This is a genomic window from Actinomycetes bacterium, from assembly GCA_035489715.1.
Taxonomy (GTDB): domain Bacteria; phylum Actinomycetota; class Actinomycetes; order JACCUZ01; family JACCUZ01; genus DATHAP01.
The window spans coordinates 1-15371 of sequence record DATHAP010000205.1 but is presented as its reverse complement, the minus strand read 5'-3'; the positions used below and the strand labels follow the sequence as shown (position 1 = coordinate 15371).

Sequence of the window (15371 nt, the reverse complement as noted above, 5' to 3'; positions counted from 1 at the left end):
GTCGGCTGCGGTGTCCTGGAGCACCCGCGCCTCCTCCTCCGCGAAGACGCAGCCCGCCGCGCGCAGCTGTGCCACGAGGTCTGCGGGGTCCATGACGGCAGCGTCTCACTCGCATGCGGCGGAAGGGTTCGTCGCATGCGGCGGAAACCCAGCGCAGCCCGCGCATAGAACTGTCAGCGCGAGCAGGACCAGTCGCCCATCTGCTCGCCAGACGCTCAGGCCAGCGGTGGGTCAGTCCCTGTGACGTAGGTCTTTCCGAGCGGACTGCGCCAGGTCTTGGTCCGCGCGACCGGGTCGTAGCGCAGCTGCCACCGACCGTGTGTCTTGGCGTTGTGGTGCTGTCGGCAGAGCGGGCCGAGATTGACCTCGACGGTGCGTCCGTCGGGCGTCCGGTAGGCGACGACATGGTCGCAGTCGCACTCCCTGGCGGGCCGGTGGCAGCCAGGGAAGCCGCACACCCGATCGCGGGCGATGATGAAGGCGCGCAGCGGGTCGCTGGGGCGGTACGTCTCCGCACCGCGGTCGATCAGGTGCCGGGTGCCGGGCTCGGTGGTCCAGCGCACCCAGTCCCGATCGGCTGCCATGGCGCGCGCGAGACCGGCCGGGATGGTGCCGTACCCGGCAAGGTGCCCGGGATTGTCGGCCAGGTTCAGCAGGGTCGGGAGGTCGACCACCACGGCTGCGGTCTGCGCTCCACCGCACATGCAGCGCGGCACACGCTGCTGCTGCGGCTGCGGCTGGCGCTGCGTCGTGCCGTCATCGGACTGGAGCGGCCCTGGAGTGACCGACACGGGCACGGCTGTGGGATCGGCCGGCGTCGTGATGCCTGAGAGGGCTGCCGGCGTCACACCCGGCATCGGCGTGCCCGGCGTCGTGATGCCCGGCGTCGTCATGCCCGGCGTCGTCATGCCCGGCGTCGTCCTGCCCGGCGTGGCGGCACCGGGAACTGTCCGGCCAAGGATGGCGTGGCCGAGGGCATCGACCCGCAGCGCGTCGAGGCTCGGGAGGTCGGCGGCCGGGTCGGCGGAGCGGAGCGCGGATCGCAGGGCCTGGGCGCGGCGGGTGAGTGCGCTCCACAGGTCGTGCTCCAGGTCGGGTGCGAACGGCGACCACCACGCGCGGGTGCCGTCGGCCTGGTCGATCCGGTCGATGCGCCGGTCGCGCGTGGCCGCCGTCAGCTTGTCGGCGGCCGCTCGCGGATCGATGCGGACCACAGCGTCGCGGACGGCACGCCGCGTCTCGGACGCCGTCTGCCCGGGCATGCGGGTCAGCAGCTGACTCTCGACCGCGTCTGCCGTTGCGTCAGGGACGTCGGCCAGGCCGTCGACGAGGTTGGCCGCCTGCCGCCAGGACACCCTGCCCTCGCACAATGCCGCCAGGGTGTCGGGGTGACGCTCTCGCAGTGCGACGGCCACTGCGGTTCGCTGTCCTGCGGTCACCGGCGCCAGGTGCAGCGCAGCGCCGATCTCGTGCCGGGCTTCCTCCCGGTCGAGCCCGAGGTCGGCGCTGGCGTCGGCCACGCCGGCGATCGCCCACTGCTGCCAGCCCGACAGCACCGACATCAGCCGCTCCAGCCCGCGCACGACGTCCACCCGCGACGGCCCGTCCAACGACGCCAGGTCCACGTCGGACAGCACGTCGAACGCCGAACGCGGGTCCAGCAGCCCGTCCGCGGCACACTCGACCATCCCCGGGGTCACCCAGGCTCCGCGCGCGCCGCCACCTTCGGCTCGATCGAGGTCGTCAGGGAACGGAGCGACCACGTCCCACAGGTCCGACGGCTCGTCGTGGACCGGGAGGTCCGGCCAGGGGTCGGCCTGGGAGTCGAGGGTCAGCTCCGGCTCGGGCGCCAGCGCGACGTCCGGCGGCCAGTCAGTCCACGGGTCCGGCCGGCGACGACTCGGCGACCCGAGGGGATGACCCGACCCGCGAGGCCGGAGCACAGCCCGGGACGGTGCCGACGACCCCATGCGCGCATCACCTCTGATTCGAACGTATGTTCGATTCTACCGCACCTCGCCGACGTCGTAGAAGACCTGTGCAGGACGAACGGAGGCGCCGGCGGGCGCAGCCACGCAGCAGCAGCCGACGCCCCCGGCGGCGAGGGCGAGCTCAGTGCGCGGGAGACCTCAGGCGCTGACCAGGCCGGCCAGGGCGGTGAGCGACACGAGGAACACCGGCGCCCCGGCGCTTTCACGACGGACCTCGAGGACGTACGCCGGCAGACCCACACCGCGCTGGCCCTCGGCCGGGACGAGCTCCTCCTCGCCGAGCACGGCGACCACCTCGTCCACGGCCAGCCCGAGGACGCCGTCGGCGACCTCCAGCACCAGCACGTCGCCGGTCGTGTCGTCGTCGACCGAGCCGGACCGCAGGTCGACCACCGGCACCGGCTGGCCGCGCAGCACCAGCAGCCCGGTGACCGGCGCGCGGGCACCGGCCAGTGGCTCGATGCCGGTGGCACGGACGACCTCGCGCACCTCGTCCAGCCGGCCGGCCAGCGTGCGGCCCTCCACCACGAAGGTCACGAACCCGCTCACGACCCACCTCCCGGGGTCGAGGCCACGATGCCAGAACCGGCGGTCGCGACCCGCTCGGACTGCTCGGCCAGCTGGCGGCACAGCGCGGTGAGCTCGCCGACGTCGCGGCCGTCGAGCAGGCCGGCGACCGCGCTCGGTGGCGCCTTGGCGAGCGTCTGGGCAGCAGCGCGGTAGGAGACGGCGGCGGCCTGGTGCTGACCGAGCCGGGCCAGGGCGCCGGCGAGGAGGAAGTGGGCATGCCCGGCCGCCGGGTCGAGGTAGACCGCCTTGCGCAGCGGGTCGACTGCACCGGCGTCCTGGCCGAGCGCGGTCCGCGCCTGGCCGAGTGCGACGTACGCCGCGGGCAGCAGGGCGTCGGTCTCCAGCGCGGTCTGCGCGTGCCGGGCGGCGGAAGGGTAGTCGCCCGCTGCCAGCGCCGCCAGGGCGGCGTCCGTGTGGGACGGCTGCCCGACGGCGGCCGGCACCGGTCGCACCGCCGCGCGCACGATCGGGGCCAGCACCCGCAGCGGAGCCGCTGCTGCCACCGCCGGCGCCTGGGCCACGCCACGCCGTTTCCGGGCCAGCCGCGGCGCGGACCGGCGCCGGGTCTGGTGGGTCCGGCGGTAGACGAACGCGTCGCCCACCGGCACCAGCGTGAACGCGTCGCTGACCTGCCACAGCGTCTCGGAGTGCCCTAGCAGCAGGTAGCCGCCTTCGGCGAGGACGTCGTGGAAGCGCCCCATCAGCAGCCTGGTGGTGTCCCGCCCGAAGTAGATCGTGACGTTGCGGCAGACGACGAGGTCGACCTCCCCGGGCGCCAACGGCGCCGGGTCGGACACCAGGTTGTGCAGCCGCAGGTCCACCAGCCGGCGCACCTCGTCGCGCACGGCGAGCGACCCGCCGGGTCGCTTCTCCATCCATCGGTCCCGGACGAGCGTGGGCATCGCGTCGACGGTCCGTCCGGTGTACGTCGCCCGGTCGGCCGCCCGGAGGGCCTCGGCGGAGACATCCGTGCCGACAACCCGTGCAGGGGCCCGGCCGCCGGCGCCCGGGGCTAGCTCGAGCAGGAGCATCGCCAGCGTGTAGGGCTCCTCGCCGGTGGAGCAGCCTGCGCTCCAGATGGTGAGCGGCCGGTCACGCCCGGCGGCTCGACGCAGCAGCTCGGGCAGCACCCGGCGGCGCAGCACCTCCATCTGCGGCGGATTGCGGAAGAAGTGGGTCTCCTGCACGGTCACTGCGTCCAGCAGCCGCTGGCGCTCGGGCGCGCCGGACTCGCCGGCGAGCGACGCCAGGTAGGCCGGCACGCTGGGGGCGCCGCTGCTGCGCAGGCGGTCGGCGACGACGGCCGCCAGCCCGGCCCGGCGGGCCGCGTCGAACTCCAGCCCGGCATGGTCGCGCAGGTAGTCGCGGACCGCCGTGAAGTCGGCGTCGGGGAAGCCGGTCATGACCGCACCGGCCGTGGGTCGGTCTCGGGCTGCGCGACGGCGGCTGCGAGAGCGGCACCGATCCGGCTCAGCGGCAGCTCGACCTGCACCGCGCCCAGCGCGAGGGCGGCGGCCGGCATCCCCCACACGACGCTGCTCGGCTCGTCCTGGGCGATGGTGAGCGCGCCGGCCTCGTGCAGGTGGCGCAGCCCCTCGGCGCCGTCGCGGCCCATGCCGGTCAGCAGCACGCCCACGGCGGTCGGCCCGCAGACCGCGGCCGCGCTGGTGAAGGCCGCGTCCACCCCGGGGACGTGGAACTGGCCGGGCGGCGGTGTGCGCAGCTCGACCCGCAGGCCGGGCCGCAGCACGGTGTTGACCCCGGCGGGGGCGACGTGCACGCGGCCGGGTCCCAGACGGCGGCCGTGCACCGCCATCTCCACGGGCAGGACCGAGAGCCCGTTGAGCCAGTCGGCCAGCCCCTCGACGAAGCCGTCGGCCATGTGCTGCACGACCAGCACCGGCACCGGCAGGTCCGGGGGGAGGTCCGCCAGGATCGTGGCCAGCGCCGGCGGGCCGCCGGTGGAGGCGCCGACGACGACCAGCCGGCGGGCGCCGGCGATCGGGTCGGGGGCGGGCAGGTCGTGGGCTGCCGTCGACGCCGGGCGCACCGGCGACGGGCCGCCAGGGCTACCTGGGCTGCCAGGGCCGGCCTCGAGACCGCGGGCCCGCAGCCGGCTGCGCGGGTGGGTGATCACCCGGACCCTGCTGGCGACCCGGAGGTGCCGACGCAGCGCGGTCGCGTACTGCGGCGAGCTGGGGAGGGCGTCGAGGGCACCGACCACGTCGACCGCACCGGCAGCCAGCGCGGCCTTCGAGTGCTCGACCAGGCTGCCGCACACGACGACCGGGGTCGGCCGGGTGCCCATGATCCGCTCGATGGCCTCGATGCCGCCGTCGGCCGGGTCCAGGTCGACCAGGACCGCGCCCGGCCGGTGCTCCTCGACCGCGGACTCGGCGTCGGCGGCGGTGCAGACCTCGGCCGCCACCACGAACCCGGGGCCGGACAGCAGCCCCCTCAACGCCCGGGTGCGCGTCCTGCTGTCGGCGACCACCACGACCACGAGCGCGGTGCTCCCCGGAGCCACGACCCGGGCTCCGCTGGTGGACATCAGGAAGGGCGCCTCTCGGTTCGCGGACAGGGGCGGCCGCCCGGCTGCTCGGGCTGCCGCACCTCTGCCGGAGAGGTCGTCAGATCCGGCCTCCCACTTGAGCGCGTGCGAGGATCCGACGGTCATGCCCGCGCGCCCGTCCCGACCCGCAGCGCCCCTGGCTGCGGTCGACCCGGCGCGGCTGCACCGGCCGGTCCTGGCCTGGTACGCCGCGCACGCCCGAGACCTGCCGTGGCGACGGCCCGGCACCTCGCCCTGGGCGGTGCTGGTCAGCGAGGTGATGCTCCAGCAGACGCCGGTCGCGCGGGTCGAGCCGGTCTACCGCGAGTGGCTGGCCCGCTGGCCGACCCCGGCCGCACTGGCCGCCGAGCCGGCCGGTGAGGCGGTGCGGGCCTGGGGGCGGCTGGGCTACCCGAGACGGGCGCTGCGGCTGCACGCGGCCGCGACCGAGGTCGTCACCCGGCACGGTGGCGAGCTCCCGACGACGTACGACGACCTGCGCGGGCTGCCCGGCGTCGGCGACTACACCGCCGCGGCGGTCGCGTCCTTCGCCCACGGGGCCCGGCACGCCGTCCTCGACACCAACGTGCGCCGGGTGCTGGCCCGGCTGGTCGGGGGCGAGGCGGCGGCGGCGCCGGCGGTCACCGCGGCAGAGCGGCGGCGGGCCGAGGCGCTGCTCCCCGGCGACGACTCGGGCGACCGGGGGCTCGCGGCCCGCTGGGCGGTCGCGGTGATGGAGCTCGGCGCCCTCGTCTGCACCGCGCGCTCCCCCGCCTGCCCGGGCTGCCCGGTCGCCGACCGCTGCGCGTGGCTGCTCGCCGGGCGCCCGCCGTCGACGGGCGAAAGGCCCCGCCGCCGCACCCACCGCTTCGAGGGCACCGACCGGCAGGCCCGTGGCCGGCTGCTCGCGGTCGTGCGGTCGGCCGACGCACCCGTGCCGGCGCGCGCGCTGACCGCGGCCTGGCCCGAACGCGTCCAGCGCGAGCGCGCCCTGGCCGGCCTGCTGCACGACGGCCTGGTGGACGAGACCCCCGACGGCTACGTGCTGCCGGGGCTGGCCGGCTACGGCAGGACGACGTAGTCGTCGAGGAACGCCCGCGCCGACTCGGTGTCGGTCCGGTAGACGACGTTGGTCGACCGGCAGACGGCGTCACCGGTGATGGTCACCCCGGCGACCACGTCGGTGCTGCCGAGGAAGTTCGGGCCGCCGGAGTCGCCGTAGCAGGTGCCGCCGTTGCCGGTCGCCGCGTTCATCGAGATGCGCAGCCAGGTCTTGTTGACCGCGTTCAGGGTGCCGGTCGCGACCTGGCGCACGTCGTCGTAGAGATACTGGTGGCCGCCGGGCGAGTTCGTCACCTCGTAGGCCCCGTAGCCCACCGACGTGAAGGTCTGCGACGACGAGAGCCCGGACAGCGAGCCCGCAGTCGGCAGCAGGGCCGACGTGATCCCCTTGACGGCCTTGTCGAGGACCACGACGGCGATGTCGTGCGAGTCCGCCGAGGTGCCGGGGTAGGCCGGGTCGGCGTGGAAGGTGCCGGAGTAGGTGGTGTCCCCGTCCTCGTAGGCCGGGTCGAAGGTCACCTCCACCCGCTCGCCCTCCTCGCCACAGTGGGCCGCCGTCAGCACGACCGTCGGCGAGATGAGCGTTCCGGAGCAGTAGAGCCAGGTGCCGTCGGAGTACTGCGTCGGGCTGACCAGCCCGCCGACGTTGCCGTAGCTCGCGCCGGTCGGCGTACCGCCGGTGATGGCCGAGGCCGGGCCTGCACCCACCAGGCCCGCCGCGGCGAGGACCAGCAGCACGGGCAGGACGAGCAGACGGTGCAGGACGTGCAGACGGTGCAGGACGTGCAGCGCGGGCGGCTGGACCACGGTGACCCACCTCGGATGTCGGCGATATGTCTGCTTCGCACCGTACGTCATCCGGCTTCGCTAGTCTCCTGCGGTTGTGTCGCTGCCCGCCGCCCTCCCTCGCGCCGGGGACCAGCCGTCGCAGGGCCCGACGGCTCTGCGCCCGTACGTCGCGCTGGCCGCGGCCGGCTTCCGGCGCTGGTCGACCTACCGCCTGGCGGCGGCCGCCGGGGTCTTCACCAACACCGTCTTCGGCGTCATCAAGCTCTCGATCCTGCTCGCCGTCGCGGAGTCGGCCGGCGGCACGGTCGCGGGCTACGACGCCGCCTCCCTCTCGACCTACACCTGGGTCTCGCAGGGCCTCATCGCGTTCGTGATGATCTTCTCGTGGACCGAGCTGGCCGACCGGGTCCGCACCGGGGACATCGCGGTCGACCTCGCTCGCCCGGTCGACCTGCAGCTCGCCTGGCTGGCCGCCGACCTCGGCCGCGCCGCGTGGTCGCTGCTGTCCCGCGCGCTCGTGCCGCTCGCCTTCGGTGCCCTCGTCTACGGCCTGTACGTCCCCAGCGACCCGACCGCCCTCGCGCTGCTGCCGGTGTCCCTGCTGCTCGCCGTCGTCGTGTCCTTCGGCTGCCGCTTCCTCGTCAACCTGACGGCGTTCTGGCTGGTGGAGATCCGCGGTGTCGCGATGCTGTACGTACTGGCCTCCGGCGTCCTCGGGGGGCACCTGGTGCCGGTGCACTTCTTCCCCGCCTGGCTGCAGGCGGTCGCCTACGCCACCCCCTTCCCCTCGATGGTCCAGACGCCGATCGACCTGGTCACCGGCCAGGCCGACGGAAGTGCGGCGGCCGGCCTGGTGCTCGCCCAGGTCGCCTGGGCCGTCGGCGTCCTGCTGCTCGGCCGCGTCGTCCTGGTGCGGGCGACCCGCAAGCTGGTGCTGCAGGGTGGCTGAGCCCACCGTCGCCGCGGCCTACCGGCAGATCGTCCGGTCCCGGGTCGCCGCCCAGGCGTCGTACCGCACGTCGTTCGCCGTCGAGGTCGTGTCGCAGGTCTTCATCGTGCTGGTGGAGTTCGTCGAGGTGTACGCCGTCTTCCACCAGGTCGACGACCTCGGGGGCTTCGACTTCGCCGAGGTGTCCCTCATCTACGGCCTGTCGGTGCTCTCCTTCGGCATCGCCGACCTGGTCGTCGGCCACCTCGACCAGCTGCCCTTCTACGTGCGCACCGGGACCTTCGACGCGCTGCTGCTGCGGCCGCTCTCGCCGCTCGGCCAGCTGGTCACGAGCGACTTCTCGCTGCGCCGGCTCGGCCGGGTGGGCACCGGCGTGGCCGTGCTCGTCGTCGCACTGGTCGCCGTCGACGTGGACTGGACCCCGGCGCGGGTCCTGCTCGCCGTCGTGACGCCGCTCGCGGGCGCGGCCATCTTCAGCGCGATCTTCGTCGCGACGTCGACGATCGGCTTCTGGGTCGTGGAGGGCATGGAGTTCACCAACGCGTTCACCTACGGCGGCAACTACCTGTCCTCGTTCCCGTTCACCGTCTTCGGCACCGCGATCCGCCGGTTCTTCACCTTCGTGCTGCCCGTCGGCTTCGTCGCATACCTGCCGACGCTCGCCCTGCTCGGCCGGCCCGAGCCGTTCGGCTGGCCTGACTGGCTGTCCTGGTCGTCGGTGCCGGTCGCCGCCGTCGCGGTGGCGCTGTCCCTGCTGACCTGGCGCACGGGGCTGCGCCGCTACGTCGGAACCGGCTCGTGACCCGGGCCGAGACGGAACCGGCCGCCCGGCAGGAGGCCGACCCGGTGGTCGAGGTCCGGGAGCTGCGACGGGAGTTCGTCGTGCACCGCAGCGCCGGCGGCTTCCGGCGCACCCGGCACCGGGTCGCCGCGGTCGACGGGGTGTCCTTCACCATCGGCCGGGGCGAGTGCGTCGGCTACATCGGCGCCAACGGCGCGGGCAAGTCGACGACCATCAAGATGCTCACCGGCATCCTCGTGCCGACCTCGGGCTCGCTGCGGGTGTGCGGGCTGGAGCCGACCCGTCAGCGGGCCCGGCTGGCCCGCCGCATCGGAGCGGTGTTCGGGCAGCGCAGCCAGCTGTGGTGGGACCTTCCGCTGCGCGACTCGTTCCGGCTGCTGGGGGCCGTGCACCGGCTGCCACGGGAGGCGTGGGAGCCTCGCCGGGACGAGTGCGTCGACCTGCTCGACATGGGTCCCTTCCTGGACACACCGGTCCGCCAGCTCTCCCTCGGCCAGCGCATGCGCGGCGAGGTGACCGCCGCCCTCCTGCACTCCCCCGACCTGCTCCTGCTCGACGAGCCGACCATCGGCCTCGACCTGCTGAGCAAGGAGTCCCTGCGCTCGTTCCTCGTCCGCGAGCGCCGGGAGCGCGGGACGACGATCCTGCTCACGACGCACGACCTGCCGGACATCGAGCGGCTGTGCGACCGGTTGCTCGTCGTCGACCACGGTCACCTGGTGTTCGACGGGCCGCTCGCCGGCCTGGTCAGCCGGGTCGGCGCCGAGCGGGTGGTCGTGGTCGACCTGGTCGCACCCGGCCCACCGCTGGCGGACGTCCCCGGCACGACGTTGCGCGCTGTCGAGGCCGACGGCATGCGCCAGCACCTGGCCTTCCGGCCGGACGAGACGACGGCCGCTGACGTGGTCGCCGCGGTCGCGGCCCGGGTGCCGCTGCGCGACCTCACCGTCACCGAGCCCGACATCGAGGACGTCGTCCGCAGGCTCTACACGTCCTGAGAATCGTCGGGCCGCGACCCGCGCGGAGCGAAGCGGTCCAGCTGCGCGTCGACGTCCGCGGTCGCCCGGCCGGCGCTGGACCGGTAGCCGGTCACCACCGGCAGGAACGCCTCGCTGCGCAGGGCCTGCAGGTGCAGCTCCGAGCCCGCCCGCACCGTCGCCGTCCGCGGCACCTGCCGCAGCAGCGCGATCTCGCCGAACATCTCTCCCGCGCCCAGCTCGGTGACCTCCTTCCCGTCTCCGATGACGACGGCGGACCCGGACTCGACGAAGTAGCACCGGTCGCCCAGGTCGCCCTGGGCGAAGACGACCTGCCCCGGCGGCACCGTGACGGGTTCGAGCGCGACGGCCAGCTCCCCGACCGCCGGCAGCGGGAGCCCGGCGAGCATCGGAACCGCGTGGAGCAGGTCCACCTCGTGGTCCCGGCGCTCGATGGACCCGTCCAGCCGGCGCAGACTCGCCCAGGACACGGCGACCAGCACCGGGCTGACCAGCCCGATCGCGACCAGCGCGCCCCGCATCCCGAGCAGGTGGATGGCGACCGGGGTGAGGGCGGCACCGACCCCGACGGTGAGCGCTCCGACGCCCTCCATCGCGCCGAACACCCGGGCCACCATCGTCGTCGGGGTCAGCCGGGCCACAAGCGTGAAGATCCCCACGTCGACCAGCGCGTTCCCGACACCGATGAAGAGCAGCAGGAAGAGCGCCACCTCCCGCACCGGGATGACGCCGATCAGTGCCATGGGCAGCCCCCACAGCGCGACGCCGGCACCGAACCACCGGGCCAGGCGATGGTTGCCCACCAGCAGCGAGACGGCCAGGGAGCCGAGCACAGCACCGGTCCCGACCGCGGCGTTGAGGGTGCCGACGCCGGACTCCCCCATGTCGAGCAGGTCGATGGCCACCACCACGGAGAACACCGTCAGCGCCCCACGCATCAGCGTCTGCACCTCGGCGAGCACCACGAGCACCGTCAGGTGTCGGTCGCGCCCGATCACCCGGAGCCCCTCGACGAGGTCGGCGACCACGCTTGCCGGGGCGGCGGCCGGCTCCGCCGTGGCGTCTGCCTCGCCCGTCGCCATCACCTCCGGCATCACCCCGGCGATCAGCCAGGCCGCCCACAAGGACGCCACCGCGCAGGCGGCGAAGACGGCGCCCGGCCCGCTGACGGCCAGCAGGACCGCGGCCAGCAAGGGACCCAGGAGGGTGGACAGCGAGTCGAGCATGCCGCGGACGACGTTGGCCCCGGTCAGCTCGGTCGGAGTCCGGCACAGCGACGGCACCAGGGCGGAGTGGACCGGCCGGAAGAGCACCCCCGCGATCGTCGCGACCACCGCGAGCGCGTAGATGACGGCGACAGCGGCGTCGAGCCACGCGAGGACGGCCATCAGCCCAAGGGCGACGCCACGGCCGCCTGTGACCACCAGCAGGATCCGCTCCCGCCGCCACCGGTCGCCGTAGACAGAGGCGAACGGCGTCACGAACGCCGCCGGCAGCATCCGCAGCAGGGAGACCGCGCCGACCGCCGCGGCGCCTCCGCGCTCGAAGGCCAGGACGCCGAGTCCGACCGTGAACGCCCACTCCGCGGTCCATGCCCCGGCGAAGCAGAGCTGAGCGCGCCGGAGGGCCGGGTTGTGCCAGCTGCCGCGGAACGCAGCTGCCCCTCCCCGGACGCGCTCTCCCAGCCGGCGGCCAGACACCGTCGCACCGTACTGCCGACAGTGGCCGTCGGCGCTGACGAGATTCCTCCGGAGCGACTCCTAGGGTGACGTCATGGCACGCATCGTGTTCGTGGGGCTGGGGCGGATGGGCCGGGGCATGGCCGGTCGCCTGCTCGGCACCGGGCACGAGCTGGTCGTCGTCAACCGCACGCCGGGCAAGGACGACGACCTGGTCGCCCGCGGGGCCGGCCGGGCCGACACGCCACGGGACGCGGTCGCCTCGGACGGCGGGGTCGACGCGGTGGTCGTCATGGTCAGCGACGACGAGGCGAGCCGGTCCGTGTGGCTCGGCCCGGACGGCGTGCTCGCCGGTGAGCCGGCGCCCGGGACGCTCGCCCTCGACTGCTCGACACTGTCCCACGAGTGGCTGGTCGAGCTGGCCGGGACGGCCGGCCGGCACGGGCTGCGCTTCCTCGACTGCCCGGTGACCGGGCTGCCCGACGCCGCGGCGGCCGGCGAGCTGACGCTGCTCGTCGGCGCCGACCCCGGCGACCTGGCCGCGGCGCGGCCGCTGCTCGAGCCGATGTCGGAGGCCGTGCTGCACTTCGGCCCGGTCGGCAGCGGCAACGCGTACAAGCTGGCGATCAACCTCATGGGGGCGGTGCAGATCGCCGCGGCCGCGGAGCTGCTGGCGATCGCGGAGAAAGCCGGCCTCGACCTCGAGCAGGTCGCGGACGCGGTGGCGACCAGCCAGGCGGCCAGCCCGCAGGTCGTGCGCAACACCCGCCGGATGGTGGCGGCGAGCCACCACGACGACGTGGTGTTCTCCGGGCGGCTGCGGCGCAAGGACACCGCCTACGGCGTGGCGCTCGCCGACGGCCTCGGCGTCGAGCCGGCGTTCGGCCGGGTGGCCCTGGACCGGCTCGACGAGCTGCTCGCCGCCGGGCTCGGCGAGGTCAACGAGAGCGCCGTCATCGAGATCGCCCGGAGCGCCCCGCCAGGTCGCTGAGCAGCTCCTCCCACCGGGTCGCCATCCGGTGCGGGGCATAGGTGGCCGCCGTCGAGAGCGCCGCCTGGCCCATCTCGCGCCGCCAGCCGGGCGCCTCGATCAGCCGGCACATGGCCTCCGCCAGGCCCACCACGTCGCTCTGCGGCACCAGCAGGCCGTCGACGCCGTCGGTGACCAGGTCGGCCGGCCCGTTGCGGCAGTCGAAGCTGACGACCGGCACCCCGACCGACATCGCCTCGAGCAGCACCATCGGGAAGCCCTCGTTGCGCGAGCTCAGCACGAAGACCGAGGCCTCGGCGAGCTCCTCGTCCAGGTGCCCGGCGTGGCCCATGAGCTGCACGTTGCGCTCCAGGCCGTGCCGGTGCACCAGGCCCTCGAGCAGCGACCGCTCACCGCCGGTGCCGTAGATCCGCAGCGACCAGTCGGGGTGCCGCGCGGACACCGCCGCGAAGGCCGGCACCAGCCGGTCGAACCCCTTCGCGGGCACCAGTCGGCCGGCGGCGACGACGACCTTGCGGCCGTGCGTCGACCGGGCATTCGTCGACGGCACGGCGGACGGGATGCAGGCGACCTGGGTGGCAGTCCGCGCCCCGGTGCCCAGCAGGGCCCGGTAGTCGACGGCATCGCGCTCGGTGAGGGTGACGACCGCGTCGAGACGGCCGTACGTCCGGCGGATCGCCCGGCGCAGGGCCCTCGGGTGGTTGGCCAGGAAGACGTGCTCCTGCGCGACCCGGACCACGTCCGGCGGCGCCCACCTGGCGGTCGCGACCGCCAGCCCCGGCCGGGTGCTCACCAGCACTCCCCCGTCCAGGCCGCGCAGGTAACGCGCCAGCCGCAGGTCGGTCCGTGCCGAGAAGCTGCGGTAGCGACGCTCGGACCACGGCACCAGGACGCTCGGCAGCCGGCCGAGGCCGCGCTCCAGGCGGCCGTCGGGCTCCGACGTCGGCAGCTGCGGGACCCGCTCGTCCGAGAGCACCCGCAGCCGCACCCGCGGGTCGAGCGGCAGTCGTGGCCCGGGCCGCCGCCGGTAGACGCTCACCACCTCGACCTCGTGCCGGTCGGCCAGTGCGGACGCCGCCGTGAACGTCACCCGGATCGTGCCCCCGACCGAGAACGCGTCCATGAGCAGGAACCTGATGTGCACGCCGACCTCACCAGTCGAGGCACCACCCCCACCGCCCGCGCCGCGCCCGGCTCACGGGGGATGTGCGGGCCTGGTGCTGCGCTGGTGCTTATGAGACGCGCGGGGCCAGCACCCGGTTCGGACGCACGACGAAAGGGCCCGCCCGGACGGTTTCCGGACGGGCCCCTCGCTGTCAGTACGGCCGTAGGCCAGCCTGCTGGGTGGCCGGCTGGGCTACTCCTGCGTCGTCGCCGTCTCGACCGGCGGGGTGTCGGGCAGCGTGGCCTTCTGCTCGCCGACGAAGGTGAAGCCGGCCTCGTCCCCCTCGCCCTCGGTGCCCACCAGCACGATCTGGCCGGGTCGCACCTCGCCGAAGAGGATCTTCTCGGAGAGCACGTCCTCGATCTCGCGCTGGATGGTGCGCCGCAGCGGTCGGGCCCCCAGGACGGGGTCGTAGCCCTTCTTGGCGAGCAGCTCCTTGGCCGCCGGAGTGAGCTCGAGACCCATGTCCTTGTCGCGCAGCCGCTCGTCGAGCTTGGCCAGCATCAGGTCGACGATCGTGATGATCTCCTCCGGCGTGAGCTGGTGGAAGACCACGATGTCGTCGATGCGGTTGAGGAACTCCGGGCGGAAGTGCTGCTTGAGCTCGTCCTGGACCTTCGCCTTCATCCGCTCGTAGCCGGTTTTCACGTCGTCGCTGGCCGCGAACCCGAGGTTGAAGCCCTTGGAGATGTCGCGGGTGCCGAGGTTGGTGGTCATGATGATCACGGTGTTCTTGAAGTCGACCACCCGGCCCTGGGAGTCGGTCAGCCGACCGTCCTCCAGGATCTGCAGCAGCGAGTTGAAGATGTCCGGGTGTGCCTTCTCGACCTCGTCGAAGAGCACGACGGAGAACGGCTTGCGGCGCACCTTCTCGGTGAGCTGGCCGCCCTCCTCGTAGCCGACGTAGCCGGGAGGCGAGCCGAACAGCCGCGACACGGTGTGCTTCTCGGAGAACTCCGACATGTCGAGCTGGATCAGCGAGTCCTCGTCGCCGAAGAGGAACTCGGCCAGCGTCTTGGACAGCTCGGTCTTGCCGACGCCCGACGGGCCGGCGAAGATGAACGACCCACCGGGGCGCTTCGGGTCCTTGAGCCCGGCACGGGTGCGGCGGATCGCCTGGGACAGCGCCTTGATCGCCTGCTCCTGGCCGATGACCCGCTTGTGCAGCTCGTCCTCCATGCGCAGCAGGCGCTGCGACTCCTCCTCGGTCAGCTTGAAGACCGGGATGCCGGTGGCGACGGCGAGGACCTCGGCGATGAGCTCCTCGTCGACCTCGGCCACGACGTCCATGTCGCCGGCCTTCCACTCCTTCTCGCGCTGCGCCTTCTCCTGCAGCAGGGTCTTCTCGCGGTCGCGCAGCGACGCGGCCTTCTCGAAGTCCTGCGCGTCGATCGCCGACTCCTTGTCCCGGCGGACCGAGGCGATGCGCTCGTCGAACTCGCGCAGGTCCGGCGGCGCGGTCATCCGGCGGATACGCATCCGCGAGCCGGCCTCGTCGATCAGGTCGATCGCCTTGTCCGGCAGGAACCGGTCGGAGATGTAGCGGTCGGCGAGCGTCGCAGCCGCGACAAGCGCACCGTCGGTGATGGACACCCGGTGGTGCGCCTCGTAGCGGTCACGCAGACCCTTGAGGATCTCGATGGTGTGCGCGAGCGTCGGCTCGGCTACCTGGATCGGCTGGAACCGCCGCTCGAGGGCGGCGTCCTTCTCGAGGTGCTTGCGGTACTCGTCCAGCGTCGTCGCCCCGATGGTCTGCAGCTCACCGCGCGCCAGCATCGGCTTGAGGATGCTCGCCGCGTCGATCGCCCCCTCGGCGGCACCCGC

General features: G+C 73.9%; 13 protein-coding genes. 5 read left to right on the top strand and 8 right to left on the bottom strand.

Features of this window, described 5'->3' with window-relative positions; translation table 11 throughout:
- Nucleotides 1-215: 215 nt before the first annotated feature.
- The 4 genes from VK640_16535 to VK640_16520 all read right to left on the bottom strand — a co-directional run bounded on the left by VK640_16535 (nt 216) and on the right by VK640_16520 (nt 5112).
- Entirely contained in the window at nt 216-1943 is a 1728-nt protein-coding gene (locus VK640_16535; GenBank protein HTE74785.1) for a DUF222 domain-containing protein, read from the bottom strand.
- Nucleotides 1944-2129: 186 nt separating this feature from the next.
- Nucleotides 2130-2540: a chemotaxis protein CheW gene (locus tag VK640_16530; protein HTE74784.1), complete on the bottom strand. Its 411-nt coding sequence runs from the start codon at nt 2538-2540 to the stop codon at nt 2130-2132.
- Nucleotides 2537-3964: a CheR family methyltransferase gene (locus VK640_16525; GenBank protein HTE74783.1), complete on the bottom strand. Its 1428-nt coding sequence runs from the start codon at nt 3962-3964 to the stop codon at nt 2537-2539. Before VK640_16525 ends, VK640_16530 begins: the two co-directional genes overlap by 4 nt.
- Nucleotides 3961-5112 (bottom strand): chemotaxis protein CheB, encoded by a 1152-nt coding sequence (locus VK640_16520; GenBank protein HTE74782.1) that lies wholly within the window; start codon nt 5110-5112, stop codon nt 3961-3963. The genes VK640_16525 and VK640_16520 overlap by 4 nt, the downstream gene beginning before the upstream one ends.
- Before the next feature lie 124 nt (nt 5113-5236).
- Between VK640_16520 and VK640_16515 the strand changes: the two genes are divergently transcribed.
- Nucleotides 5237-6193: an A/G-specific adenine glycosylase gene (locus tag VK640_16515; protein HTE74781.1), complete on the top strand. Its 957-nt coding sequence runs from the start codon at nt 5237-5239 to the stop codon at nt 6191-6193.
- Here VK640_16515 and VK640_16510 read toward each other — a convergent pair.
- Entirely contained in the window at nt 6175-6981 is an 807-nt protein-coding gene (locus VK640_16510) for a trypsin-like serine protease (protein ID HTE74780.1), read from the bottom strand. The genes VK640_16515 and VK640_16510 overlap by 19 nt on opposite strands.
- 76 nt (nt 6982-7057) lie before the next feature.
- Between VK640_16510 and VK640_16505 the strand changes: the two genes are divergently transcribed.
- Genes VK640_16505 through VK640_16495 form a run of 3 tightly spaced genes read left to right on the top strand, consistent with a single transcriptional unit; the run spans nt 7058 to nt 9712 of the window.
- Nucleotides 7058-7912, top strand: a complete 855-nt coding sequence (locus VK640_16505) for an ABC-2 family transporter protein (GenBank protein HTE74779.1) — start codon at nt 7058-7060, stop codon at nt 7910-7912.
- Nucleotides 7905-8714 carry an ABC-2 family transporter protein gene (locus VK640_16500; GenBank protein HTE74778.1) on the top strand — a complete coding sequence of 270 codons (810 nt, stop codon included), beginning with the start codon at nt 7905-7907 and terminating at the stop codon, nt 8712-8714. Before VK640_16505 ends, VK640_16500 begins: the two co-directional genes overlap by 8 nt.
- Nucleotides 8711-9712 (top strand): ATP-binding cassette domain-containing protein, encoded by a 1002-nt coding sequence (locus tag VK640_16495; protein ID HTE74777.1) that lies wholly within the window; start codon nt 8711-8713, stop codon nt 9710-9712. Before VK640_16500 ends, VK640_16495 begins: the two co-directional genes overlap by 4 nt.
- On the opposite strand, the gene VK640_16490 is transcribed toward VK640_16495, so the two are convergent.
- On the bottom strand, nt 9700-11412 hold the full coding sequence (locus tag VK640_16490; protein HTE74776.1) for an MFS transporter: 1713 nt from the start codon (nt 11410-11412) through the stop codon (nt 9700-9702). The two genes, VK640_16495 and VK640_16490, sit on opposite strands and share 13 nt — an antisense overlap.
- 73 nt (nt 11413-11485) lie before the next feature.
- On the opposite strand from VK640_16490, the gene VK640_16485 reads away from it, so the two are divergent.
- Nucleotides 11486-12382 carry an NAD(P)-dependent oxidoreductase gene (locus VK640_16485; protein ID HTE74775.1) on the top strand — a complete coding sequence of 299 codons (897 nt, stop codon included), beginning with the start codon at nt 11486-11488 and terminating at the stop codon, nt 12380-12382.
- Here the strand turns inward: VK640_16485 and VK640_16480 are convergent.
- Both VK640_16480 and VK640_16475 read right to left on the bottom strand, forming a co-directional pair.
- On the bottom strand, nt 12345-13526 hold the full coding sequence (locus VK640_16480; protein HTE74774.1) for a glycosyltransferase family 4 protein: 1182 nt from the start codon (nt 13524-13526) through the stop codon (nt 12345-12347). The two genes, VK640_16485 and VK640_16480, sit on opposite strands and share 38 nt — an antisense overlap.
- A gap of 213 nt (nt 13527-13739) precedes the next feature.
- A partial coding sequence (locus tag VK640_16475) for an AAA family ATPase (protein HTE74773.1) occupies nt 13740-15371 on the bottom strand: 1632 nt, incomplete at its 5' end.

What these genes read in the sequence shown, in the direction of transcription:
- VK640_16525 (HTE74783.1), bottom strand. Translation starts at nt 3,964, where the DNA reads ATGACCGGCTTCCCCGACGCCGACTTCACGGCGGTCCGCGACTACCTG.
- VK640_16520 (HTE74782.1), bottom strand. Translation starts at nt 5,112, where the DNA reads ATGTCCACCAGCGGAGCCCGGGTCGTGGCTCCGGGGAGCACCGCGCTC.
- VK640_16515 (HTE74781.1), top strand. Translation starts at nt 5,237, where the DNA reads ATGCCCGCGCGCCCGTCCCGACCCGCAGCGCCCCTGGCTGCGGTCGAC.
- VK640_16485 (HTE74775.1), top strand. Translation starts at nt 11,486, where the DNA reads ATGGCACGCATCGTGTTCGTGGGGCTGGGGCGGATGGGCCGGGGCATG.